This is a genomic window from Actinacidiphila rubida (assembly GCF_900110255.1).
GTDB classification, from domain to species: domain Bacteria; phylum Actinomycetota; class Actinomycetes; order Streptomycetales; family Streptomycetaceae; genus Actinacidiphila; species Actinacidiphila rubida.
This window is the reverse complement of the sequence record NZ_FODD01000009.1, coordinates 164,192-187,763: the sequence shown is the minus strand read 5'-3', so window position 1 is coordinate 187,763 and position 23,572 is coordinate 164,192. Positions and strand designations below refer to the sequence as shown.

Sequence of the window (23,572 nt, the reverse complement as noted above, 5' to 3'; positions counted from 1 at the left end):
GACAGGTCAGACCGCGTCGGGGCGGCGGCCCGGGATCACCAGACCGTGCTCGTAGGCGAGGACGATCACCTGGGCGCGGTCGCGCGCGCCCAGTTTGGTCAGGACCCGGCTGACATGGGTCTTGACGGTCTCCGCGCTGACCACCAGGCGCTCCGCGATCTCCGCGTTGGACAGGCCCTCGGCGACCAGCCGCAGCGTGTCGGTCTCGCGCGGGGTCAGTGCGGACAGGGCGGCACCGGCGGCCGCGGCCTGGGGGCGCATCCGGACGAACTCGCCGATCAGTCGCCGGGTGACGGTCGGCGCGAGCAGCGCCTCGCCGGACGCGACCACCCGCACCGCCTCGAAGAGCCGCTCGGCCGCCATGTCCTTGAGGAGGAAGCCGCTGGCGCCCGCGGCCAGCGCGTCGTAGACGTGCTCGTCCAGGTCGAAGGTGGTGAGCATGATGATTCGCGGTGCGGGGCCGGGCCGCCCGGTGATCCGCCGGGCCGCCTCGATGCCGTCGAGCACGGGCATGCGCACGTCCATCAGCACGACGTCGGGGCGCAGCGCGTCGCACAGCCGGACCGCCGCGGCACCGTCGGCCGCGCTGCCGACCACGTCGAAGTCGGGCTGGCTGCCGAGCAGCGCGGCGAACCCGGCCCGGACGATGTCCTGGTCGTCGACGACCAGGAGGCGCACCGGGCCCGCGGCCTCGCGCTCGGCCCGCTCGTCGCGCACGTCCCGCTCGCCCGGCCCGCTCACGCCGCGCGCCGATCGCCGGCCGGGGGCAGCGGCAGGCGCGCGTCCACGACGAAGCCGGTGATCCGGCCCGGTCCCGCCGCCAGGGTGCCGCCCGCCATCGCGGTGCGCTCCCGCATGCCGATCAGGCCGTGGCCGCCGGCGACGGGCACCCCGCCCGGCCCGCTGTCACGGACGGTCACCCGCAACTCCCTTTTCCCGTAGAGCAGTTCGACGTCGACCGCGCTGCCGGGCGCGTGCCGACGGGCGTTGGTGAGCGCCTCCTGCGCGATGCGGAAGGCGGCCAGTTCGACACCGGGGTCCAGCGGGCGGACCGCTCCGCGGACGGTGAGCCGCACCACCGTCCCCGTGGTCTCGCGCGCCTGGTCGACCAGCGCGAGCAACTGGTCGAGGCCCGGCTGCGGGTGGCGCGCCACACGGGTCCGCAGCGGACCGCGGCCACCGGGCGGCGGTGTGAGGTCCGGGGCGGGTGCCGGGCCGGGCGCGGGCCCGTCGTCCTCGCGCAGCACCCCGAGCAGCCGGCGCATCTCGGCCAGTGCCTCGCGGGCCGTCTCGCCGATCGCCAGCAGCTTCGCGGCGCCCTCCGGCGGGAGTCCCGGCGTGGTGAGCCGGGCCGTCTCCGCCTGCACGGACAGGGCACTGATGTGGTGGGCGACGATGTCGTGCAGTTCCCTTGCGATGCGCGTGCGTTCGCCGCGCGCCGCGTGCCGCAGCAGGGTGTCGGCGTAGGCCCAGTCCGCGGCGGCGCGGGCCCTCGCGTCGTGCCGGTGCCTGCGGTACGCGCCGAGGGCCGGTGCGAGCGAGGCGCCCGCCAGCATGGCCACCGCCAGCGGCCTGCCGCCCGCCTGGCCCGGACCCGCGCCCACCGCGTACACCACGAACGGCACGGCGGACAGCAGCGCGACGACCGGGCGGCAGCGCAGTCCGACCAGGTACAGCACGGCCGCGAGCGCGGCCAGTCCGGCCGCGGTGGGCGTCACGCCGCTCTGCGGCGCCAGCAGCACGGCGGCGGCGATCGCGGTCGCGGCCGGCACGAGTTGGGCGCGGACGAAGGCCAGCGGGACGGTCGAGCCGAGCGCCAGGGCGAGGGCGCCCGCGATCGCCGAGGACGCGCGGTCCTGGCCCTGGCCGCTGCCCGCCGCCGCGGCCTGCGCGAGCGCCAGGGTGCCCAGCGCCGCGGCCGCCACGAGCGGCAGGTCCTCCGCGGCGACGGCCCGGCGCAGCACGGCCGCGCAGCGTCCGGAGAACGGCGGCGACAGCGGCGACGGGGGGCTCATCGGGCCATTATCCGCAGCGTTTCCGGCAGGTCGCGTCCCCCGCGCGGGGGATGGCGTGCCGCGTCAGGACTCCCCGTGCGCGGGACGGCAGCGGCGCCGGCCGTCAGTAGCGTCGAGGCCATGACGGAGTGGACGATCGCGGTGAGCGGTCTCAGCAAGACCTACGGGCACACGGTGGCGGTGGACGCGCTGTCCTTCACCGTGGAGCCGGGCAGGGTCACCGGTTTCGTCGGGCCGAACGGCGCCGGCAAGTCGACCACCCTGCGGATGCTGCTCGGCCTGGACGCGCCCGACGGCGGCAGCGCGCTGATCGGCGGCCGGCCGTACCGCGCGCTGCGCGACCCGCTGCGGGTCGTCGGTGCGCTGCTGGACGCCGAGGCGGTGCACCCGGGGCGGCGCGCGCGGGCCCATCTGCTGTGGCAGGCGCGCTACAACGGACTGCCGGCCGGCCGGGTCGACGAGGTGCTGGAGACGGTCGGGCTGGGCTCGGCGGCCGGCAAGCGGGCCGGCGGGTTCTCGCTGGGCATGCGCCAGCGGCTGGGCATCGCCGGGGCGCTGCTCGGCGACCCGCGGGTGCTGATCCTCGACGAGCCGGTCAACGGGCTCGACCCCGAGGGGATCCGGTGGATCCGCGGCCTGCTCCGGTCGCTGGCCGCCGAGGGCCGCACGGTGCTGGTCTCCAGCCATCTGATGAGCGAACTGCAGGACACCGCCGACCACGTGATCGTGATCGGCCGCGGCCGGCTGCTGGCGGACACGGCGGTCGACGCGCTGCTCGCGGCGGCCTCCGGCGACCGGGTGGTGCTGCACACCTCCCACCGTTCCGAGGCCATGACGGTGCTGGCCGCGGCCGGCGCGACGGTGTCGGTGCTCGGTACCGACGCGCTGACCGTCGCCGGCTTGCCCGCGGAACGCGTGGCGGCCGAACTCGGCGGCGGCGCGGTGCCGTTCTCGTCCCTGGCACCGCACCGCGCCTCCCTGGAGGAGGCCTATCTGGACCTGACCCGCGACGCGACCGAGTTCCGGGCGCACGCGCACGAGACCGAGGAGCCGCGGCCATGACGACCTCCCTGCTGCGGGCGGTACGGGCCGAGTGGGCCAAGCTGCGGTCGGTGCGCAGCACCGGCGCCGCGCTGCTGGCGACCGTCGCCCTGGTGGTGCTGATCGGTGTGCTCACCGCCGAGGGCGGGCACAGCAGTTACGGCGGGCCCACCCGCCTGGACGGGTTCACGTTCGTGCACCGGCCGGCGACCGGTGACGTGACCGTCACCGCGGAGGTGACCTCCCAGGCCGACACCGCGCCGTGGGCGAAGGCCGGACTGATGCTCAAGTCCGGGACCGGCAGCGGCTCGCCGTCGGTGTCGCTGATGCTCACCCCGGGACACGGTGTGCGGATGCAGGCGGCCCGCGGGACGGAGGAGTTCACCGGCAGCGGCGGAGCCGCGGCGCCGTACTGGCTGCGGCTGACCCGCTCCGGCGGCCGCGTCACGGGCGCGGAGTCGGCCGACGGCCGCACCTGGCACACCGTGGGCAGCGTCCCGGACACCGGTCTGCCCGCGACCGCGGAGGCCGGCACGTTCGTGGCCTCGCCGCCGTTCGCACGCTCGCACTGGGCGGGGCCGGGCAAGGTGGTGGGCAGCGCCCAGGCCACCACGGGCCGCGCGGTGTTCGACCACCTGACGGCGAGCGGCCCGTCGGGCGCGACGGCGGGCGGCGCGGAGGCGGGTGTGCCGGGCGGCGCGGGGGCCTGGCAGTTGACGGACGTGGAGCAGCCGCCGGGTCCTGCGGGCATGCCGGCGCGGACCGCCGGACCGGGCACCCTGCACGAGGCGGGCACGGCCTTCACCGTGACGGGCAGCGGCGACGTGGGGACCCCCGGCGTGGGCGGCATCGGCCAGGACGGCGACAGCGACACCGTGGCCTCGACGCTCAGCGGCGTCCAGATAGGGCTGTTCGCGGTGATCGCGCTCGGCGTGCTCGCGATGACCTCGGAGTACCGGACCCGCACCATCCGGACGACCTTCACGGTCAGCCCGCACCGCGGCCGGGTCCTGGCCGCCAAGGCGCTCGTGGTGGCCGCGGGGGTGTTCGCGGCCGGACTCGTCGCCTGCGCGGCCTCGTTCCTCATCGCCCAGCCCATCCAGCGCGGGAACGGCTACGGGCCGCCGATCTTCCCGCGGCACTCGCTGACGGATCCGGTGGTGCTGCGGGCGGTGGCCGGCACCGCGGCCTTCCTCGCCCTCGTCGCGCTGCTCAGCCTGGCCGTGGGGGTGATCGTGCGGCGGACGGCCGCAGCGGTGATCCTGCTGTTCACCGTGCTGGTGGTGATCCCGCTGGTGGCGCAGGTGACATCGGTCGGAGCGGGGCTGTGGGTCGGCCGGGCGACGCCCATCGCCGGGGCGGCGATCCGGCAGACGCAGCCGCTGTTCGAGAACGCCATCGGTCCGTGGCCGGGCTTCGCGGTGCTCGCCGCGTACACCGCGGTCGCGCTCGGCGCCGCGTTCTGGCTGCAGCGCCGGCGCGACGCATGAGGCGGGCCCTGCACGCGGAGTGGACCAAGCTGGTCACCGTCCCCGCGCACCTGTGGACGCTCGCCGCCGTCACCGCGGTGCTGGCCGCGGCCGGGGTCCTGGTGGCGGCCACGCAACGGCCGCCGGACTGCGGGCCGGGCGGGGGCTGCGCGCCGCAGGACATCACCGCGCTGGTCCTGTCGGGCGTCTACCTGGCCCAACTGGCGGCGCTGGCCGTCGCGGTGGCGCTGGTCTCCGGCGAGTACCAGCCGCGGGTGATCCTGCTGACGCTGGCGGCGCGGCCCGGGCGCGGCACCGTGCTCCTCGCGAAGGCGGCGGTGGCCACGGCGGCGGTGCTGGTCAGCGCGGTGCTCGGCGTGGCCGCCGCGCTGGCCGCCGGGCACGAGGTGCTCTCCGCGCGGGGCTTCACCGCCCGGGCGGGTCGCGGACCGGTCCCGCTGTCGGACCCCGCGCTGCTGCGGGCGGCCGCCGGCACCGTGCTCTATCTGGTGCTGGTCGGAGTGCTGGCCCTGGGCGCGGCCTGGGTGCTCCGCCACCAGGCCGCCGCGGTGGGCGCGGTCGCCGGCCTGCTCTACGGCCCGTTCGTCGCGTCCCGGATCGTCCCGATGCCCGTCCACGTCCTGCACGCGGTGCAGGACGCGTCGCCGATGTCCGCGGGCCTGGCCGCGCAGTCCCTGGTCCCGGGCACCGGCACCGCGCCGATCGGCCCCTGGTCCGGCCTCGCGGTCCTCGCCGCCTGGGCGGCCGCGGCGCTCAGCGCGGGCTGGCTGATGCTGGAGCGCCGCGACGGCTGACACCGGCCGCGCGGCCCGGCGGCGCCCGCCCCGGTCCGGACGGCGGGCGCCTGCCCTGCCCGCGGCGGCGGTCCGGCGGCCCAGCGGCCGGCGGCCGGTGACCCCCGCGGTCACCGGCCTTGCGGCCCTCCGGCCACCGGCAGCGCCATGATGAGCCGGTCCTCGCCCGGCCCCAGGTAGTCGGCTCTGGTCACCGCGGGGACGAACCCCAGCGAGCGGTACAGCTGCACGGCCGCGTCGTTGCCCGGCTCGACGCTCAGCCGGATCTCGCGCAGGTCGCGGTCGGCCAGGTCGCGCAGGCACTGCGAGAGCAGCCGGCGGCCGTACCCCTTCTTGCGCCACGGCTCCTCCACGCCGAGGCTGAGGATCCAGGCGGTGTCCCGGCCGCGGGCGGTGGCCAGCAGCACGTACCCGTGCAGGCCCGTGGGGGTGTCGAGGGCGAGCATGTGGTGGCCGTGCACGTCGAAGAGCTGGCGCACCACGAACATCGGATAGGCGGCGTCGCCGAACACCGCCCGGTCCAGGCGCTCGATGTCGGGGAGATCGGATTCGGTGACGGGCCGGATGACGGCCTCCCGCGGGCGCTGTGCGCCGGCGTCGGAGCCCTGACGCCTTGCTTTGGACAGGAAGTTCACGCTGCTCCCTGGGGAATGAGGGATACCGGTTCCGCACGGCACGTGATTTCGTACACTTTCCCTGCTGGTGTACTTCCGTGCGGGACTCGCTGTCCAGGGCGCCTCGGGAAGATCGGGGCCCGGTGATCGCGCTTCTGGCCGGATAGCGCGTTCGCGTGGTGGTCATGGCCTGAATTCGTGTCACGTGCGCGGGTTCCCGGGCGTGTTGGCGCTACCCTGACCTTATGGATCCCGCATCTGACCCATCGTCGGCGACGCTCAACCGCGAGGCCCCGTGGGACGCGTTCGACTCCCTCGCGTACAGCGAGCACAACTACCGCACGCTGCGCCAGGACGACCGGCAGATCATCGAAATCGTGCGCGATCACTTCGCCGCCCATTTCCACGGCCACCGTCCCGGGCAGCCGGTGACCGGAGTGGACGTCGGCGCGGGCGCCAACCTGTATCCGGCACTCGCCATGCTTCCCTGGTGCCGGGAGATCACGATGTTCGAGCGGTCCGCGTCCAACGTCGCCTGGCTGCGCCGGCAGGTCTCCGGATACGAGCCCAACTGGGACGAGTTCTGGGCCCTGCTGCTGCGCGGCGAGGGCTATGCGGAGGTGACCGATCCGCGGGCGGAGCTGCGCGGGGCGGCGTCGGTCCGGCAGGGCGACCTGTTCCAGCTGCCGTCGCGGCAGTGGGGCATGGGGACGATGTTCTTCGTCGCCGAGTCGATGTCGACGTCGCACCTGGAATTCCGCAAGGCCGTCAATTCGTTCGCCGAGGCGCTGGCGCCGGGATCGCCCTTCGCCGCGGCGTTCATGGAGAATTCCGAGGGCTATCAGGTCGGCGACCACTGGTTCCCCGCGTGCGCGGTCACGCGGCACGACGTGGAGGCAACCTTGGCACCGTACAGCGAGGACATGCAGATCGTCCGTATCGCCCCGCCGGAGGGCGATGCGGTGCGCGAGGGATATACGGGGATGATCGTCGCCTGCGGCAGGCGCGGCGCGGTCTGAAACCCGGCGGGGTTCCGGTGACGGTTGGGGCGCGAAGAGGGCAAGGGGAACGGGGATGCAGATTCAACCACGCCAGCAACTGCTGGAGATCTGGCAGGCGATCGGCCGCCATTCCTTTCCCGGGGGGGACTGGGAATGGGGAGACGACGGCAAGCAGAGCAGCGTAGCGGACTCCGAACGCCTGCTCTGCCTGCTGTATCCGGCGACGGAGATCCCCGAGTTCCGGCTCGACGACCCGGACACCACGGACGCCGACGTGCTGTCCGCGTTGCGCACCGTGGGCACCCGCAGTGACATCCCGGTGCGGCTGCTGGAGATCATGCACGACTACATGGGCGCCCACACCGACGAGAAGAAGACCCCGACGTTCGCCGGCGGCCACTACTTCAGCTCGGCGGACGACAAGAAGGACCTGACGCCGGAACAGCTGGCCGTCGGCGTCGTCGACTCGTACTCGATGGCCGTGACGCTCTGCCTGGCCACCCTGGGCTTCCTCAAGGTGTACACCGGGAAGCAGCGGCGTGCCGAGGTCCGCGAACTCGCCGAGGAACTGCGGGCGGCGACCTCGTTACGGCTGACCGCGGCCATGGTGAGCCTGCTGCGCTCGTTCACCGTGAGCGTCTTCGACTCGGAGTCCTCGCAGGGCGAGGCGCTGGTCGGCCTGGTCGGCCAGGGCCGCCTCCCCGACCGGCTGGTGGTGCAGCAGCTCCAGCGGCGGCTGAAGCCCCTGCGAGCCACCATCCGCGACCGCTTCACCATCGGCGTGGACATCGTCGGCGACCTCGACGACGAGAACCAGCTCTTCGAGTGCGGCTGGTCGTGGAGCGTGGTGGACACCGCTCCCCCGGTCGACACCACCATCCCGATCGGCCAGCAGCCGCCCGGTGTGGCGCAGCCGGTTCCCTACCTGTACTTCACCGTCGCCGCCCTCGACGGCATCGTCGACCTGTTCTCCGACCGCACCCTGACGCTGGGCCTGCTGACACCCGAGCAGCAGGGTCTGGCCGAGGCGCTCCGGCTGCGCTGGGAGATCACCCAGCGCTACTGGTCCCTGCTGGCCCGGTTCGGCGAGGGCCGCTGGCCGCTGGAGGACATCCCCTGGCGGACGACCGGCCAGCGGCTGGAGTCGGAGTACTTCACCCTGCTGGTCTCCGCGATCCTCGTGCAGGACCACCAGCGCCGCCGCGGCTCCGAGGACGACCTGTCCCGGATGGCGACCATCATGGAACGGCTGGCCGAACGCGGCCGGATCACCGGCCGGATGACCGGCAGGGACGGCGCGGTCGCCCTGCACAGCCCGGGCGTCCGCCTGCCGCTGCACGGCTCGGACCGGCTGGGCCCGCCCATGCAGTGGACGATGAAGGACTTCTCCGCGCAGCTCCTCAAGCGCGCCATCCAGCTGGGCGGGCTGTCCCGCACGATCGGCACCCGGGACCGGATGCTGGTGCTGGGCGAGGCGTCGCTGGAGCACCTCTGGCTGCGGCGGCTGCGCTCCGGCCGCGGTTCCAAGCTCTGGGACGACGTGACCGGCGCCTTCCCCGAGGCGCCGCTGGGTCCCTCGACGGCGGTGTCCTGGAGCTCCACCGAGCGTCTGGTGGAGTGCATGGTGGCCGCCCGGTCGCTGTTCCAGGAGCCGCCGCTGCGCAGCCCGGAGCTGACCGCCTACGCGGACTCCCTGCTCAGCGAGGCCAACCACCTGTTCGGCAAGGAGCTGCTGGAGCCCTCCTCGTCGAGCGACGGGTCGCGCGGCATCGCGATCAAGGGCATCGAGGTGTCGCTGCGCCGGGCCCGCCAGGTGATCGACGAACAGCCGGGCACCGCCTGCGCGCTGGCGCTGCAGGTGCTCGGGCAGCTGGACGCCATGGCCATGGGCCGCCGTGCCGCCGCCCGGGGGATGTGAACCGTGCTGGTCTTCGCAGCCTCCGACAAGGGCGGCACCGGACGTTCGGTGACCAGCTCCAACGTCGCCTACCGCCGCGCGCTGGCGGGCGACGACGTCTGCTATCTCGACTTCGACTTCGGGTCGCCGACCGCGGCGGCGGTCTTCGACGTCCCCGGCGCCAGCAGGGGCGTGGCCGCCGGCGGCCTCCACTCCCATCTGCAGGGGCGGCACACCGAGCCGCACCGCATCGACGTGTGGGCGGAGTCCGAGCACGAGGAGCTGCGCTACCGGCCCACGGGGTCCGGGCGGCTGGTGCTCGTTCCCGGCGACCGGGACGGCGGCGAGTTCGCCATCGGCAAGGACACCGTGCGCCGCTGCGTGAACCTCTTCCTGCAGCTGGAGTCGGAGTTCGACGTCGTGGTGGTCGACCTCAGCGCGGGCCGCTCGTACGCGGTCGACATGGTGCTCGAGGCCACCGCGCAACCGGAGTTGGCGCGGGTCCTCAGCCGCTGGCTGGTCTTCCACCGCTGGACCCACCAGCACGTCATCGCCGCGCACGGCCTGGTCTTCGGCGAGCGCGGCATCGTGGCCGGCGGGGTGGAACGCGGCCACGACAAGGGCGCGTTACGCGACTCCATCCGCTTCGTCCGTGCCGCGGTGCCCGATCCGGAGTCCCCGCTGTGGGCCCACGTGCCGCTCGCCCAGTCGGAGTGGATGCGCAAGTGCGACCGGGACCTCACCGAACTGGCCGCCGAACTCGACCTCGGCTACGCCCGGTTGCTGGGCAAGATCCCGCTGGAACCGGTCCTGCAGTGGCGTGAGCAGCTGATCACCGACGAGGACGTGCTCGCCAGCAAGGTCGCCGGCATGCCCACCCGGCAGGCGCTGGAGGAGCTGGCGGCCGCGCTGGTGGACGAAGAGGCGTGGGAGCGCCAGTGACCGAGCAGATCTTCCGCGAGACCACCGCGGAGCCCCGCACCCAGTCCGTGCCGCTGGCCCATGTGTCCCTGGAACTCGGCCACTTGTACATGGAGGACTTCGAGGAGGGCGCCGACCGGCTGCGCGAGCACTTCGCCCGCGTCAAGCCGTGGGCGGACGCCGCGCACGCCGCGGCCGCGGTGATGTCCGGCGGCGGGCGGGCCCGGGTCAGCACCTGCTTCCTCGTCGACGACTACTTCACCCAGTTCTCCTCGCCCCGGGAGCTGGTGCCGCTGCTGCTCGGCGAGGCCAAGGCCGCCGGCCTGGAGATCGACTACCTGGCGCGGGAGTCGGCCTGCGCGCAGGCCGACGGCGTGGCGCTGGCCGCGGCGGTCGAGGGCCGGCTGGTGGAGAGCCCGGCCGAGGGCAGCGACGGCACGCGGCCGGGCGCGCGGGAGACGGGCTGGCTGTCCAACGGGCAGCGCTCGCCGGCGGCCGGCACCGCGGAGGCGATGGGCCGGGTCGTGCCGTGGACACCGCCGTCGGAGGCCGGCGCGCGGCGGCACTCGATCTTCGTCGACGTGGAGCTGTGGAGCGCCGACCCGCGCCGCACCTGGTCGTGCCCGTTCCTCGCGTCGGTGTGGCAGCTCGCCCGGCTGGGCCTGCTGCGGCACCGCGGCAACCCGGTGCTCGAACCGCGGGGCCTGCGCCCCGACCAGGCGCTGCCGGAGACCTGGAGCGCGTTACCGCCGCTGCTGCGGCTGAACGACTCCGCGGCGCCGTTCGCCGCGTACCGCACCACATCGGTGCTGCCGTCCCGCTTCCTGCCGATCGAGCACGCGGTGCGGGTGATCCTCGGTCAGGTGGACGCGGACTCCGGGGCTCTGCGGCAGGTCGCCGAGCGCGCCGCCGGCGAGGGCATCCAGGTCCCGGCGGAGATCGCCGACCGCGCCGCCTACGTCTTCTACCCGGGGCCCTGACCGATGACGCCCCCGGACCCCGGCCCGCAGACGGTGCTGTGCGGCGAGGTGCGGACCAGCGTGCTGCGCACGTCCGAGGCGCTGACCGCCCGCACCGCGACCCAGTTGCTCAACCTGCGGCCCGACGAGCATGTGCTGCTGTCCGAACGGCCCAACCTGCGGGTGGTGTCGCCGCACCAGCTGACCGGCGTGGACTGCCGGCTGCCCGCGCTGACCGGCGGCCGGCCCCGCGCGGTCGGCACGGTGGCCGTGCGGGCGGTGCTCACCGAGGGGCGGGTGCTGCAGACCTCGGCGTTCGCCCGGCTCGTCCCAGGCGTCGGCAGTCACCGCAAGCCGTGGGGCCACTACCTGCTGCGGCCCGGCGACATCGAGCCGCTGGCGCGCCATCAGGCCCGTGACGTGGTGGAGGGGTTCCTGGCCTCGGCGCCGCTGCCGGGCGGCGTGCTCAACCCCGGCTCGATCGCCGAACGGCTGCTGGACGAGGTGCTGCGGCATCAACTGCTGGACCAGCGTGCTCCGTTCAAGTCCGGCCGCACCCGGCTGCGGTGGACCGCGCTGCCGGCCGCCGAGGGCGCGCAGGCGTCCATCGAGCGCTTCACCGTCGCGGCCGACGGGCTGCGCACGGTCGCGCTGCGCACGCCGTCCGCGGACCCGTCCGCGGTGGCCGCGCTGTGCGAGGACCTCGCCCTGCACGACTGGCTGCTGACCACGCTGCTGGCGCTGGTCGAGCGCAGCCGGCTCGGCTCGGGCGACGGCGAGGCCGTGCTGGCCGCGCTGCGCCCGCTCGTCGACCACCTGCTGCACCTGTGGATGCCCGGGGCGCGCGTCCCGGACGCCCTGGCGGGTGTGTGGGAGACCCTGGAGCGCCGGCCCGGGTTCTCCCGGCAGTGGCAGAGCCTGGTGCAGCGCATCCGCGACCAGGTGGCCCTGCGGACCGTTCCGCTGTCACGACCCGTCATGGCGCGTTCCTGAGCCGCCGCCACCGGAGAGACCACTGGGGGGAAGATGGACCAAGCCCAAGGGATACCGACCGTCGTCTGGAAGGTCATCGTCACCAGCGTCGTCGGCGCGCTCGCGTACTTCATCACCAACATCACCAACCAGCCGGAGATATGGCGGCTGACGGTGTCGGTCTTCCTCGGCGGAGCGACGCTGATCGTGCAGTACCTCACCGACTTCGAACGCCGGCTGCAGACGGTCGAGAGCGCCTTCGAGCAGCACGCCGTGGCGATGCGGGAGGTGGTGGAGAACGGCTTCGAGCAGATCAACGAGGCGACGCGGTTCTTCGGGCTGGTCGAGCGCTCTCCGGTGCCCACCCGGGCCGTCACCGAACTGGTGCACAACGTCACGCAGTTGGAGTCGAGCAACCAGGACATCATCCACTCGTTCGCCGAGGCGGAGATCACCCGGCTCTCGGTGCTGCTCAAGGACCTCAAGGCCGACCAGGTCGAGTACGAGGGCGAGGACCACGACTGGATCGTGACCCTCACCCACTGCTGCACCGCCAGCATCGACGCGACGAGCACCTCGGTGGACACCGGGCTGTGGACGTCGGAGCTGGGCCGCCGCTATCTCGCGGCGCAGCGCGCGGCGATCGACCGGGGCGTGCAGGTGCGGCGCCTGTTCATCGTGGACCGCCCGGAGCAGATCGACGACGAGATCAAGGAACTGCGGCGCAGCCACGAGGCGCTGGGGGTGGAGGCGCGGGTGGTGGCGATCTCCGCGGTGCCGCACCCGGTGCGCCTGGACCCCACCAACGACTTCATCGTCTTCGACCACGCGGTGAGCTACGAGGTGAGCCCCGACTTCGTGTCGTCGGACCAGCAACTCATCGCGAGCACCCGGCTGGTGATGCGCGGCGAGCGTGTCGCGCGCCGCACGCGCCGGTTCAACGACCTGTGGGCCGTGGGCACCTGAGGCAGCCGGTCCCTGGGGGGAACTGCCGGTGCGGGCCCGGTCGTGTCCGGGCCGGGCTCACACCGGACCGGCCGTCACCCGGGCACGGACGCGGGACGCCTCGATCTCCGCGTAGGCGGCGTCGCGCCCGTCCCAGTGGGAGCCCTCGACGGACTTGCCGGGTTCGAGGTCCTTGTAGACCTCGAAGAAGTGCGTGATCTCCAGCAGGTCGAAGCTCGGCACGTCCGTGACGTCCTGGAAGGGCGCGTAGCGCGGGTCGTGCGCGGGCACGCACAGCACCTTGTCGTCGGGGCCCTTCTCGTCGGTCATGACGAACATGCCGATGGCCCGGCAGAGGATCGTGCAGCCCGGGAAGGTCGGCTCCCCCACCAGGACGAGCGCGTCCAGCGGGTCGCCGTCGCGCCCCAGCGTGCCGTCCACGTATCCGTAGTCGGCGGGGTACCGGGTGGAGGTGAAGAGCATGCGGTCCAGCCGCATGCGGTGGATCGTGTGGTCCATCTCGTACTTGTTCCGGGAGCCCTGCGGGATCTCCACGATGACGTCGAACTCCACGTACGCCTCCCTCGCCGCCGGCCTCGTCGCCCGCAGATCCAGTGTGCGCCCGGCTGCCGCGGCATGCGCGCGGACGGGGCCGGGCAGTTTCGTGTCACCGCCGTCCGAGCGGGCATGGGTACCGGGAAGGGAGTACGGCGATGCGTACTACCGTGAGGTTCTGGCGCTGGCGCCGCAACGCGTTGCGGCGTCGCAGTGACCGTGTGGAAGCGTGGGTCGTGGTCGTCGTCGGTGTCCTGCTGTGGCTCGGCACCCCCGTCGCGGGAGTCGTCGCCGGCGTGACACTGGCCGCGCACGCGCCGCGCCCGGGAGCGGACTGGCACCGGGTGACGGCGGTCGCGGTGCAGGACGCACCCGCCACTCCCGGTACCGGCTGGACGACGGTGGCCACGGACAGCACCCATGTGCGCACGCTCGTGCGCTACACCCCGCCCGGCGGCACCCCGCACACCGGGGAGGCCGCGGTTCCCGCGGGGACCACGGCGGGCAGCCGTGTCCCGGTGTGGCTCGATGGTCACCACGCGCTGCGCGACAACCCCTCCGACCCCGCGCAGACGCAGGCGCGCGCGGTCATCTTCGGCCTGATGGCGTCGACGGTGCTCGGTCTGGTCGTGGTGGGCGGGCGGAGCGTGGTCCTGCTGACGATCAACCGCCGCCGGGCGGTGGCGCTGGACCGCGAGTGGGCGCGGGTCGGCCCGCGCTGGGGTCACCACCCGGCGTGAGGCCCCGGAAACGGGCACGGCCCCGGCGCGGCGGGCGGACAGGCACGAGCACGGGCACGGGCACGAACAGACACGAACAGGCACGGACGGCGGCGCGTGGAAGCGCCGCCGTCCGCCTGACCATGGGCCCCGCGGGCGCGCGGCCCGCGGGGTCACGGGGTCACGGGGTCACGGGGTCACGGGGTCACGGGGTCACGAGCAGGTGAGCTGGGCGTCGGCCCAGTCCGCGTGGTCGCTGTCGTTGCCGTCGCCGCCGTCGGTGACGATCAACTGGACGTTCTGCGCGCCGGTGACGTCGGCGTGCAGCGGCTTGCCGCCCATGGGGTTGGTGAGCACACCGCTGTCGGCGACCTGCTTGCCGTCGGCGGAGACCAGGAACTCCACGGAGCCCTTGCCGTTCTTCTCGTCGTCCACCCCGACCGTCGCGGTGATGCTGGAGCACTTGCCGTCCAGGAAGTACGAGACGGTGCTCGGCGCGTGGACGCCGAGGCCCTTGGCGTAGACGGTGCCGCCGAGGGTGATCGGGTGGCCGTCGCCCGCCGCGGTCTCGCCGTTGGACTCGTCACGCTCGACCGGACCCCAGCCGTTGGTCGCCGACGTCCAGTCGAGGTCACTGAGGTAGTGCGTGCCGGACGGCGGCGGGACGAGCACCGCGACGCTGCCGTTCAGCGGGGCGGTGGCCGGCTTGTCGTTGGCCGCGTTGCGGAAACTGACGCTGCCGGTCAGCGAGTAGACGCCGGGTCGAGTGCCGGCCGGCACGCTCACGTTCCACGACGTGCTGAACGTGTGGTCCTTGGGCACGACCGGGGTGGTGGTCGGTCCGGCCGCGGTGGCGGTCCAGCCGCTCGGGGCGTTCAGCTGCACCGAGACGTCCGTGGCGGGCACGGTGCCCAGGTCGGTGACGCTCGCCGAGACGGGGCCGGAGCTGCCGGGCTCGATGTGGCTCTGCGTCTGCGTCGCCCCGGTGTCGAGCATCGGCGGGTTGTCCAGCGCGCCGCCCTGGTCGTCGGCCCCGACCCGCAGCAGCACGGTGGCGTGCGCGGGCACGGTCGCCGACAGGGTGCCGGCGCTCTCGGAGTCGGTGTGCTGCCACAGGTCGCGCACGCTGTACGTGCCGCGCTTGGGCAGTCCCGCGGCGGTGGCCGTGGTGCTGATGTGCTGGGCCTGGTCGCTGGAGTTGAAGAGCGCGACCGCCCGGTCGCCGTTGGCGAGCGGCTTGGTGAGGACGTAGCTGCCGCCGGCCGAGGAGACCACGGTCGCCTGCTGGCCCAGCGTGTCCTGGTTCAGCGCGATGACGTCCCGGTTGCTGAGGATGTCCAGCGTCTGCTGGGTGGCCTTGCGCAGGTCGGTGCCGATCAGCAGCGGCGAGTTCATCATCGACCAGAGGCTGAAGTGCGTGCGGTACTCGGTGTCGGTCATGCCGCCGTTGCCGACCTCCAGCATGTCCGGGTCGTTCCAGTGCCCGGGTCCCGCGGCGGAGGCCAGCGGCATGTTGGCCTTGGCGATGGACAGCATGCTGGCCCAGTTGTCGCTGATGTCGCCGGTGGTGCGCCAGGAGTTGCCGACGTCGCCGGCCCACTCCCAGGGGTTGTTCACGCCCCACTCGCACAGCGAGTACACGATCGGCCGGCCGGTCGCGAGGAGCGCGTCGCGCATCGCGGTGTAGCGGTTGACGTAGTCCTGGCGCGTGCCGTCGCTCTTGTTGTTGCAGTTGTCGTACTTGAGGTAGTCCACGCCCCAGTCGGCGAACGTCTGGGCGTCGGTGGTCTCGTGGCCGAGGCTGCCGGGGTAGCCGGCGCAGGTCGCGGTACCAGCGTCCTCGTAGATGCCCAGCTTCAGGCCCTTGGAGTGCACGTAGTCGGCCGTGCCCTTGATGCCGTCGGGGAACTTCGCCGGGTCCGGCACCAGGCGGCCCTGGGCGTCGCGCGTGTGGGTCATCCAGCAGTCGTCGATGTTGACGTAGGTGTAACCCGCGTCCTTCAGCCCGGAACTGAGGAAGTAGTCGGCGGTCTGCTTGATGAGCTGCTCACTGACGTTGCACCCGAAGGCGTTCCAGTCGTTGAAGCCCATAGGCGGGGTGGTCGCGAGTCCGTTGTCCAGGGCGGCGGCGGGTGCGGCGGTGGCGACCATCTCGGTCGTCACCGCCACGGCACCCAGGCCGCCGGTCCACAACGCGCCGGCGGTGGCGCAGGCCAGCAGTCTGTGGGCGAGTCTTGGCATGAAGGTTCCTCTGCTCCCGGTTCGAGGTCGGGCCTCAACGGCCCGCGGGCATACGCAGCCACACGATGCGTGGGGGAGTGTGCGGAACAGTGTGGGTGCGAACGTTTCAATTCAACGGAACAAAACAGAGTCGCTCATTTCTGTTCAGGGCGACACGTTAGGAGGCCCGGCTCGGCCTTGACAAGGCCCGTGCACACGGAATCCACCACGGTTCCCGGACTCGCCCCTCCGCGGCCCCTGCCCCGACCCCCCGCTCCAACTCCCCTGCCGCGGACGCCCGCTCCCGCCGGCCGGCACCGCGGGGTACGCTGTGCCGCCGTCCGACCGCGAAGGAGTCACGCGTGCAGCGATTCGCCTCGATCATCCGCCTGCGCCCGGAGAAGGAGGCCGAGTACCGCGAGCTGCACGCCGCCGCGTGGCCGGGCGTGCTGGCCGCGCTCAAGCGCGCGAACATCGGCAACTACTCGATCTACCTGCGCGACGGACTGCTCTTCAGCTACCTGGAGTACGGCGGCGAGGACTACGCGGCCGACACCGCGGCGATCGGCGAGGACCCGGTCACCCGGGAGTGGTGGGCCCGTACGGACCCGTGCCAGCAGCCGGTCGACGGCGCGGCCGAGGGCGAGTGGTGGGCGCCGATGGAAGAGGTCTTCCACCTGGACTAGGGCGACTTGGGGACGCCGTCCGGTCCGCCCCTCGGGTTCCCCCCGGCCCGCCCCGGCGCGTTCACGCACGCGCGGGAAGCCGATGCCCAACGGAGACCCGGGCGTTGCGGCGGCGCGTCGTGCGCCCGTGAGGATCGGGCCATGGAACACGGGGGCGGGATCCATGGGTACGCGGCCGAACGCAGGGCCCTGACGGAACGCGGGCGGCCGGGCACCCCTGTGCCGGGCCGCTACGGACCGGGCGACTGCTGTCTCCACGTGGTGGCGGCCCTCCTGGTGCTGTTCGCCCTGGTGGCCGGCGGGATCCTCTGGAGCTGGCACCGGGCGATGAATCCGCCGGGCCCGGACATCGAGGCGGTGGCCGGGGAACCGGGGGTGCGCGCGGCGGACCTCGCGGTGACGCGGACGATGGACGGACAGCTCGACCGGCTGCGTGCCGCGACCCCGTGGGCCCAGCCGCTCGGCACCTCGGTGACGGACTTCTGCTCCGCGACGCTCGAGTCGGCCTTCATGAGCGTCAGCCGCCACTGGACCCCGGCCGGCTGCGTCCGCGAGACGGCCCTGTACGTGGCCTTCGACGGCGACCTGCCCGCACGCCTGCGGCAACTGGACACGGCGGTCGGCGGACTCCCCTGGCAGCCGACCGGATCGCCGGCCGGCTCCTCAAGTCCCCTGCGGGGGCTGTACTTCACCCTCAGCGCGCAGTCCGGCCAGGGGACGGGGACGCCCGCCACACCGGTCCCGCCCGAACCGGTCGCGCTCACCGTCCCGTTCTCTCCGCGGCCGCCGGAGTCCGCCACGCCCGGAACCGGGCCCGGGCCCGAAACCACGCCCGGCACCGCGCCCGGCGCCGCGCCCGACCCGGCCGCCCCACGGCTGAGGAGCCTGCTGGTGTCGGTGACGTCCAGCCCGGCGCTCCCGGAAGGCGGCACCTGGGACGGGGTGTGGGCCCAGGACTACGCACCCTCGGACCGCCCGTACGGCCGGGACGGCAGGAGCAGGGCCGTGTACCGGGTCTGGCACCCGCTGTCCACCGAGGCACTGGCCGCCGCGGGGTACGCCCACCACCGCTATCTGGCCACATTCGTGCTGTCGGCCTCCTCGCCCGCGGGCTCCGTCCGCGGTCACGGCTGACCGGCCCGCCGGCCCGCGCCGCCGTCGGGACACCACCCGAGCCCCTGCACCGCACAGGGGGGCATTCCGCGCATAATGCCTTCACTGCCCTTGCCGCGTCCGCGTCCGCCCGCCGCCCCTCGCCGCCGCACCCGTCGTGGAGGTCCTCCGCATGGCCACACCGGCGCCGCCTCCCGGTGGCCGCGGGCCCGGCCGGACGCGGCGGTGGCGGTCGCGGGCCGAGTCCGCGCGTCAGGAGGCCGAACGGCGCTTCCCGGTCATCACCGAGCTGACCGCGCGCCTGCTGTCGGTCAACGTGCTGGACGCCGCGACCAGGCTGGCGGCGCAGCTGTTCCTGACCGCGGTGCCGTTCATCCTCGTCGCCGCGGCGTTCACCCCGCAGAGCGTGCGCGACCAGCTGCTGACGTCGGCCCGTGACGTGTTCGGCCTGACCGGCGCGTCCGAGGACCAGCTGCGGCAGCTGTACGGGGCGCAGCACAGCGGCCAGGACGGCACCCGGCAGGCGACCGGCGTGATCGGCGCCCTGGTGGCGCTGCTGTCGGCGACGGCGAGCAGCCGGGCCATGGGCCGGGTCTGCCAGCGCGCCTGGCAGCTGCCCAAGACGTCCGCGCGCATGGCCGTGTGGCGCTGGTTCACCTGGATCATCACCTGGGTGGCCGTGCTCGTGCTCCAGGGGCCGATGCGCGACGGCTTCGGCGCCGGGCTGTGGCTCGGCGTCCCGCTGATCTTCGTGATGGACGTCGGCCTGTGGTGGTGGACCCAGCGGTTCCTGCTCGGCGGCAGGGTGCCGTGGCTGCTGCTGCTTCCGGGCGCGGTGCTCACCGCCGGGGCGATGACGGCGCTGTCGGTCACGGCGAGGATCTACATGCCGACCGCCCTCAACCACAGCCTGGCCACCTACGGTTCGCTCGGCTCGGTGTTCACCCTGCTGTCCTGGCTGATCGCCATCTGCGTGGTCATCACCGTCACGCTCACGGCCGGCGCGGTGCTCGCCACCCAGCCGCCGCTGGCCCTGCCACTGAACCGGATCAGGAACCGCCACAAGGCGTGACGGCGTCTCAACTGACGTGCCAGAGTGGTGTGTTATGACGCAAGGTGTGCAGGGGGACGGGGGAGGCCGCCAGATCCGCATACGGCTGCAGGGGGGCAGTCAGCGCGATCTCGGCGCGCTGCACCGCTGGCTGGGCCGGGAGGACTGGTTCGCCCGGGCGGAGCGGGACTCCGGCCTGCGGGTGGCCTTCCCCGAGGAGGACGGCACCGCGCGGGAGACCGGTCCCGAGGGCCCGCCGATGGGCGGCGTGATCACCGAACTGGTGCTGGTCGTGGCGGGTGCGGCCATGAGCCCTGCGTTCGAGGACCTGTACACGCGCGTCAAGGCGGCCGTGCGCGCCTGGGCGGACAACAGCGGGGCCCGGCCCCCGCACGTCGACACCGGCACGCGAGGCGGTGACGACGGCCCCGACCCGGGCTCGCGAACGGACGACGGCGAGGGCGAAGGGATCCGGTAGACGTCGTGCCAGGCCCCGACTTCGACCCGAGGGGCAGGGTCAACCACGCCCTGCTCGTCGGGGTGGACGGTTACACGTACGCGGACGACCTGCCCGGCGTACGGCACAACCTGGACGACCTGTCCGAGGCCCTGCGCGCCGGCGGTCTCTTCGGGCCCGAGGACGTCACCAGGGCCGCGCCCGTCGGGAGCAGCGACTTCCTGACCGCGCTCGACCGGGCGGCGAAGAAGGCGCGCGGACTGCTGCTGGTGTACTTCGCCGGGCACGGACGGCTGTCGCACGACGGCTCCGAGCTGTTCCTCACCTTCGGCTCCTCCCGCCGCCTGCCGGGCGACGAGCCGCACTACAGCGAGTCGGTGTCGTGGAACGAGGTGCTGCGCAGCAAGCTGCGCGGCTACGCGGTGAACGGGACCGTCGACCGCATCGTGGTGGTCCTCGACTGCTGCTTCGCGGGCAACGCACTGGAGAGCTTCAAGCCGGGCGCCCTTGAGGCCGGCCGCGACCGCATCTCGGTGCTCACCGCCGTGCAGGTCAACCGCCGCATCCCGGCGGGCCGCGGGACCACGGCGACCCCGTACACCGCCCATCTGGTGCGGCTGCTGCGCCACGGCGTGGGCGCCGAGGACGGCCTGGTCCGGCTGGCGCCGCTGGCCACCGCGCTGCAGGAGGCGATGCACGGCTCGTGGACCGACGACGGCGACCCGTGGGAGCCGCGCCACCACCTGGCCGAGGGCGGCCGCGACGTGATCCTCGGCGTGGCCGGCGGCCGCGAGGAGGCCCGGCGCCGCCTCGTGGCCCGGGCGGCGACCGCGGTGAGGTCGGCCGGGCGCCGGGTCGTCACCGCGATCAGGGACGCGGCGCGCTCGCGGCCGCTGACCGCGCTGGCCGCGGTCCTCGCGGTCCTGCTGGCGGCCGGCGGCTACGGCGTCCACCGGTGGACGGAGGGCAGCCCGGCCTGCGCCCCGCCGGTGCAGCTGCGGTTGCTCGCCGACCCCGACGTCGAGCCCACCGTCGGCCGCGCGGTCGACGCGTTCCTCGACTCGGGCGACAACCACGACGGCCACGGCTGCCGCCGCGCCGGCATCAGCATCGAGTCGCCGCAGGCGACCGACGCGGTCACCGGCCTGCGGCGCGCCGCCCAGTGGCAGAGCCCGCCGGCCACCGGAACGTTCCAGCCGCAGCGCGACATCGGCCCCCAGCCGGACGTGTGGATACCGGGCTCGTCCGTCAGCTACGAGCGGGCCCGGGGCGGAGGCGGGGGCGGGGGCGGGGGCGCGGCCACGCTGGACTCGCTCGGGCCGCTGGCCTACTCGCCGCTGGTGCTCGCCGTGCTGCGCACGTTCGCCGTGCCGGCCGCGAACGCGACCGGGGTCCCGCTGGCGTCGCTGGTCACGCAGTTGCAGGCGAGCAACAAGCAGGCGGTGGTGCTGCGGGCCGATCCGGAGTACACGGACGCGGCGCAGCTGGCGACCGTCGGCCTCTACGGCATCGGCGGCGCCGCGGACGTCACGGACGCCGGGGTCCGCGCGCTGGAGCAGCAGACCGCGCTGCTGAGCCCGGCGCCGCGCAGTTCGTCCGAGCTGATGTGCGCCCTGGCGTCCGGGCCGGCCGGCCTGGAGGACCGGGCGGCCGTGGTGGTGCCGGAGCAGGTTATGGCGCAGTTCAACGACGCGAAGGCCCCGCTGCACGAACCGGAGTGCCTCACCGGCCGGCTGGGGCAGCGCGCACCCGAGTACCCGTCGGACGTGGGGATGCTGGACCTGCCCTTCGTCCACGTCACGTGGCGCGGCGGCGACCGCGACGCGGCCGCCCGGAACGCCGCCGTGGAGGCGCTGCACGGCTGGCTCACGGGCGCCGACGGGCAGAAGGTGTTCACCGACGCGGGCTACCGCGCCCTGTCGGACCACGCGGGCGACGCGGCGGCGCCGCCGGCCGGGTCCTGGCTCACCGGCCCGGGCCGTGCTCTCGGCCAGCTGCCGCACCCCGCGGACGCAGCTCCGGCGGCCTCGGTGGAACGCGCGCTCACGGAGTTCCACAGCGCGCGGGGCCCCGGCCAGGTGCTCTATCTGCTGGACTCCTCGACGTCGATGGGCGACACGGTGAACAAGGTGTGGTCGGGCCCCGGCCGGGCCAAGGACCTGGTCGCCCAGACCCTCGACGCCTTCGGGCCCGACGACCAGTACGGCGTGTGGACGGTGTCCGGCACGAGCCCGCCCGACCACGCGCTCGTCCCGTTCGGGTCCTACGCGTCGCCCACCGGACCACGGCAGCGGCTGGCGGCGGCACGGACCGGCGGCGAGGCCCACCCCGGCGACGCCGTCCTGGACGCGCTGGGCGAGCTGAAACGCGATCAGCGAACGGGCCGGCCGCAGCTGATCGTGATGCTGACCGACGACGAGGACGACACCTGGATCACCCCGGACCAGCTGAAGCGGATCGGCAGCGCCGCCACGGCGCAGCACGTCCCGGTGTACTGGGTGTCCCTGACCAGCGCCGGCTGCACGAGCAGCAGCCGGCATCTGGGTCCGGAGGTGGCCGGCGCCACCGGCGGCCGCTGCCTGGACCCGGGCGGCAACCAGATCGCCGGGCTGCGCGAGGCGGTCACCGGCGTGGGAACGGGGGGCGCGCAGTGAGGACACCGGCCCGGCTCAGGGCGGCGCTCGGCGCCGCGGCCGCCCTCGGCCTGCTGCTCACCGCCTGCACGGGCGGCGGCTCCGGCACGGCTCCGCGGCCCACCAGCAGCGGCGGCGGCGAGATCGTGGTGGCCAGCGGGCTGGACGTGACGGGCAGCGACGGCGTGCGGCAGCAGCTCATCGACGCGTGGAACCTCACCGCCGAGGGCCGCGAGCACCCCGCGCGGCTGCTCGAACTCCCGGGCGACGCGGACGAGCAGCGCAGCCAGCTGCTCGGCTCGCTGCAGTCCGGCAGCGCCGACTACGACCTGGTGAACCTGGACGTCACCTGGGTGCCGGAGTTCGCCCAGGCGGGCCTGATCACCCCGCTGGACGGCTCGGTGGACCTGGGCGCCGGCTCGGACTTCATCCCGTCGGTGGCGGGCACCGCGATGTGGAAGAAGCACGTCTACGCGCTGCCCTTCAACAGCGACGTGGGCCTGCTCTACTACCGCCCCGACTATCTGAAGGCAGCGGGTATCGACCTCGGCAACTACCCGTCGGCCGGCACCGACTGGCAGCAGCTGCGGAACATCATCCAGGAGCTCGCCACGACGGCGCCGAAGGGGTACGAGCAGGGCTGGACCACCCAGCTGGCCTCCTACGAAGGGCTGACCGTCAACGCCGTGGAGGCGTTCGCCACCGCGGGGGTGCCGCTCACCGACGCCGACGGCCACTACGTCGCCGATCCGGTGAGCCTGAGCCGGGGCCTTGACGAGCTGCACAGCCGCACGGCGTACGCCCTGCCGGCCGCGCTGTCCTCGAAGGAGCCGCAGTCGCTGAACGACTTCGCCGCGGGCCGCACCGCCTTCCTCCGCCACTGGCCGTACGCCTACCGGCTGCTGCCGCAGTCGCTGCCCGCCGCCGACCTGGCGGTGGCGCCCCTGCCGGGCAAGGCGGTGCTCGGCGGCCAGGACCTGGCGGTGTCCGCGGCCTCGCCGCGCGCCGCGTGGGCGCTGAAGCTGGCGGAGTTCCTCACCGACCAGGGCAGCGAGCGCTGCCTGCTCGACGCCGGATTCGCCGCGACCCGGAATTCCGCTTACGACGACTCCCGGGTGACGTGCCCGCTGCCGCACGCTTCCGCCCCGCCGTCCGCGAGCCCGTCGCCCGGCGCGACGACGGGCGAGGGCAGCAGCATGCCCACGGACGACCAGCACCGGCCGCAGTACGCGGCCGGAACGCTGCTGCCGGCCCTCACGTCCGCCGTCCAGCGCCCCCGCACGCCGTACTACGGGGCGTTCACGCAGGCGCTCCAGTCGGTCGTGCACCGCTGGCTCACCGGGACGGGACCGCAGGACACCGACAAGGTCGCCGCGCAGCTCGACACGGCGCTGCGCAGGGCCCTGTCCGGCAAGTAGCGCGCCCGGCGGGCGGTATCGCCGGGCGGTTCCGGAATCGCCCCGCGACACCCCGGCCCCCGTATCGCACA

General features: G+C 73.9%; 21 protein-coding genes. 16 read left to right on the top strand and 5 right to left on the bottom strand.

The window, feature by feature from the left end:
* Positions 1-6 precede the first annotated feature (6 nt).
* Complete coding sequence (locus tag BMW99_RS11715) at positions 7-678, bottom strand: response regulator (protein WP_075016758.1); 672 nt, start codon at positions 676-678, stop codon at positions 7-9.
* A 59-nt stretch (positions 679-737) separates the two neighbouring features.
* Positions 738-2,015, bottom strand: coding sequence for a sensor histidine kinase (locus BMW99_RS11710; protein ID WP_075016744.1), 1,278 nt, complete (start codon positions 2,013-2,015; stop codon positions 738-740).
* A gap of 120 nt (positions 2,016-2,135) precedes the next feature.
* Between BMW99_RS11710 and BMW99_RS11705 the strand changes: the two genes are divergently transcribed.
* The 3 genes from BMW99_RS11705 to BMW99_RS11695 are packed head-to-tail and all read left to right on the top strand — an operon-like array spanning position 2,136 to position 5,340.
* A complete protein-coding gene (locus BMW99_RS11705; protein WP_069463637.1) occupies positions 2,136-3,077 on the top strand; it encodes an ABC transporter ATP-binding protein in 942 nt (313 codons plus the stop codon).
* Positions 3,074-4,546 carry a DUF1349 domain-containing protein gene (locus tag BMW99_RS11700; RefSeq protein ID WP_069463638.1) on the top strand — a complete coding sequence of 491 codons (1,473 nt, stop codon included), beginning with the start codon at positions 3,074-3,076 and terminating at the stop codon, positions 4,544-4,546. Before BMW99_RS11705 ends, BMW99_RS11700 begins: the two co-directional genes overlap by 4 nt.
* Positions 4,543-5,340 (top strand): ABC transporter permease subunit, encoded by a 798-nt coding sequence (locus tag BMW99_RS11695; RefSeq protein ID WP_069463639.1) that lies wholly within the window; start codon positions 4,543-4,545, stop codon positions 5,338-5,340. The genes BMW99_RS11700 and BMW99_RS11695 overlap by 4 nt, the downstream gene beginning before the upstream one ends.
* A gap of 110 nt (positions 5,341-5,450) precedes the next feature.
* On the opposite strand, the gene BMW99_RS11690 is transcribed toward BMW99_RS11695, so the two are convergent.
* Positions 5,451-5,975, bottom strand: coding sequence for a GNAT family N-acetyltransferase (locus BMW99_RS11690; RefSeq protein ID WP_245791374.1), 525 nt, complete (start codon positions 5,973-5,975; stop codon positions 5,451-5,453).
* 224 nt (positions 5,976-6,199) lie between these two features.
* Here BMW99_RS11690 and BMW99_RS11685 point away from each other — a divergent pair, with 224 nt between their 5' ends.
* From BMW99_RS11685 to BMW99_RS11660, 6 genes are read left to right on the top strand one after another with little or no spacing between them, the layout of a single operon-like run.
* The gene (locus BMW99_RS11685) at positions 6,200-6,973 is read left to right on the top strand and encodes an SCO2525 family SAM-dependent methyltransferase (protein WP_069463640.1); all 774 of its coding nucleotides are present in this window, start codon (positions 6,200-6,202) and stop codon (positions 6,971-6,973) included.
* Positions 6,974-7,028: 55 nt separating this feature from the next.
* Entirely contained in the window at positions 7,029-8,873 is a 1,845-nt protein-coding gene (locus tag BMW99_RS11680) for an SCO2524 family protein (protein WP_069463641.1), read from the top strand.
* A gap of 3 nt (positions 8,874-8,876) precedes the next feature.
* Positions 8,877-9,794, top strand: a complete 918-nt coding sequence (locus BMW99_RS11675) for an SCO2523 family variant P-loop protein (RefSeq protein ID WP_069463642.1) — start codon at positions 8,877-8,879, stop codon at positions 9,792-9,794.
* Positions 9,791-10,753 carry an SCO2522 family protein gene (locus BMW99_RS11670; protein ID WP_075016743.1) on the top strand — a complete coding sequence of 321 codons (963 nt, stop codon included), beginning with the start codon at positions 9,791-9,793 and terminating at the stop codon, positions 10,751-10,753. Before BMW99_RS11675 ends, BMW99_RS11670 begins: the two co-directional genes overlap by 4 nt.
* Before the next feature lie 3 nt (positions 10,754-10,756).
* Positions 10,757-11,725, top strand: a complete 969-nt coding sequence (locus BMW99_RS11665; RefSeq protein WP_069463468.1) for an SCO2521 family protein — start codon at positions 10,757-10,759, stop codon at positions 11,723-11,725.
* 33 nt (positions 11,726-11,758) lie between these two features.
* The gene (locus BMW99_RS11660; protein WP_069463469.1) at positions 11,759-12,670 is read left to right on the top strand and encodes a DUF6879 family protein; all 912 of its coding nucleotides are present in this window, start codon (positions 11,759-11,761) and stop codon (positions 12,668-12,670) included.
* 57 nt (positions 12,671-12,727) lie between these two features.
* Here BMW99_RS11660 and BMW99_RS11655 read toward each other — a convergent pair whose 3' ends face one another.
* Entirely contained in the window at positions 12,728-13,222 is a 495-nt protein-coding gene (locus BMW99_RS11655) for an inorganic diphosphatase (RefSeq protein WP_069463470.1), read from the bottom strand.
* 140 nt (positions 13,223-13,362) lie between these two features.
* On the opposite strand from BMW99_RS11655, the gene BMW99_RS11650 reads away from it, so the two are divergent.
* Entirely contained in the window at positions 13,363-13,944 is a 582-nt protein-coding gene (locus BMW99_RS11650) for an Rv1733c family protein (protein WP_069463471.1), read from the top strand.
* 192 nt (positions 13,945-14,136) lie between these two features.
* On the opposite strand, the gene BMW99_RS11645 is transcribed toward BMW99_RS11650, so the two are convergent.
* Positions 14,137-16,164, bottom strand: a complete 2,028-nt coding sequence (locus tag BMW99_RS11645; RefSeq protein ID WP_069463472.1) for an NPCBM/NEW2 domain-containing protein — start codon at positions 16,162-16,164, stop codon at positions 14,137-14,139.
* Positions 16,165-16,505: 341 nt separating this feature from the next.
* Here BMW99_RS11645 and BMW99_RS11640 point away from each other — a divergent pair, with 341 nt between their 5' ends.
* The 6 genes from BMW99_RS11640 (at position 16,506) to BMW99_RS11615 (ending at position 23,501) form a co-directional block, all read left to right on the top strand.
* Positions 16,506-16,829, top strand: coding sequence for an L-rhamnose mutarotase (locus BMW99_RS11640; RefSeq protein WP_069463473.1), 324 nt, complete (start codon positions 16,506-16,508; stop codon positions 16,827-16,829).
* Positions 16,830-16,970: 141 nt separating this feature from the next.
* Complete coding sequence (locus tag BMW99_RS11635) at positions 16,971-17,963, top strand: hypothetical protein (protein ID WP_141726120.1); 993 nt, start codon at positions 16,971-16,973, stop codon at positions 17,961-17,963.
* A gap of 151 nt (positions 17,964-18,114) precedes the next feature.
* Positions 18,115-19,014 carry a YhjD/YihY/BrkB family envelope integrity protein gene (locus tag BMW99_RS11630; protein WP_069463475.1) on the top strand — a complete coding sequence of 300 codons (900 nt, stop codon included), beginning with the start codon at positions 18,115-18,117 and terminating at the stop codon, positions 19,012-19,014.
* Positions 19,015-19,048: 34 nt separating this feature from the next.
* Positions 19,049-19,471, top strand: a complete 423-nt coding sequence (locus BMW99_RS11625) for a hypothetical protein (protein ID WP_141726121.1) — start codon at positions 19,049-19,051, stop codon at positions 19,469-19,471.
* Between the two features lie 5 nt (positions 19,472-19,476).
* Entirely contained in the window at positions 19,477-22,104 is a 2,628-nt protein-coding gene (locus BMW99_RS11620) for a vWA domain-containing protein (protein ID WP_075016742.1), read from the top strand.
* Positions 22,101-23,501 carry an extracellular solute-binding protein gene (locus BMW99_RS11615; protein WP_069466582.1) on the top strand — a complete coding sequence of 467 codons (1,401 nt, stop codon included), beginning with the start codon at positions 22,101-22,103 and terminating at the stop codon, positions 23,499-23,501. Before BMW99_RS11620 ends, BMW99_RS11615 begins: the two co-directional genes overlap by 4 nt.
* The last annotated feature ends 71 nt before the right edge of the window (positions 23,502-23,572 follow it).